At 70.4% G+C, this 550-nt stretch carries 2 pseudogenes; both read right to left on the bottom strand.

The features are described 5' to 3' along the window. Window positions 1–276, bottom strand: a pseudogene (locus tag LPA54_RS35945) (protein kinase family protein); the annotation flags it as partial. Between the two features lie 36 nt (window positions 277–312). Continuing rightward, window positions 313–550, bottom strand: a pseudogene (locus LPA54_RS35940) (LD-carboxypeptidase); the annotation flags it as partial.

The raw sequence follows: 550 nt of genomic DNA, 5'->3' as shown, positions 1-550 counted from the left end.
GACTCCGTAGTGACAGAAGAGCGGCAGCTCGAAGAGGTTGCGCGTGGAGTGCAGAGTCTCCGGCCGCCGCTCCAGATCGGTCAGGCGTACCTGCTTGACGAAGACCGGCGTACCGTCGACGTCCAGCAGGACCCGCTCTCCGCCGATGCCGGAGCCCAACGGCTGCCCGGCGTCCACGAGTTCACGTAACCTGCGGTCATCGCACAGGGCCAGCGAGGCGGAAACGGCACCATGGGCGGCCAGGCGGGCACCGCGGGACACGCCACCGTGTTCCACGCCGCCTCCCGACCGCTCCGTCACCCCGTCACCCCGTCACCGCAACGTCTGCGTCAGCTCACTCCGCCCCGCCGCGTGCACCACACGCCCGTACGCACCGTTCACGATCGGCATGTACGGCGGGACGTGCCCGCATTCGACATCGGCGACGATCGGCACGTTCAGGGAGCCGAGCGCGTCGAGGACGGCCTCGTGCTGGGTGAGGGACGGGCTGTCCGGAGCCGCGGTCCGGCCGACCAGGACGGCGTTCGCACCCTCGAAGAACCCGGCGAGC

The sequence above is a fragment of the Streptomyces sp. DH12 genome, assembly GCF_020873895.1.
In the GTDB taxonomy this organism is placed as follows: Bacteria; Actinomycetota; Actinomycetes; order Streptomycetales; family Streptomycetaceae; genus Streptomyces.
This window is presented reverse-complemented; position numbering and strand designations above follow the sequence as displayed.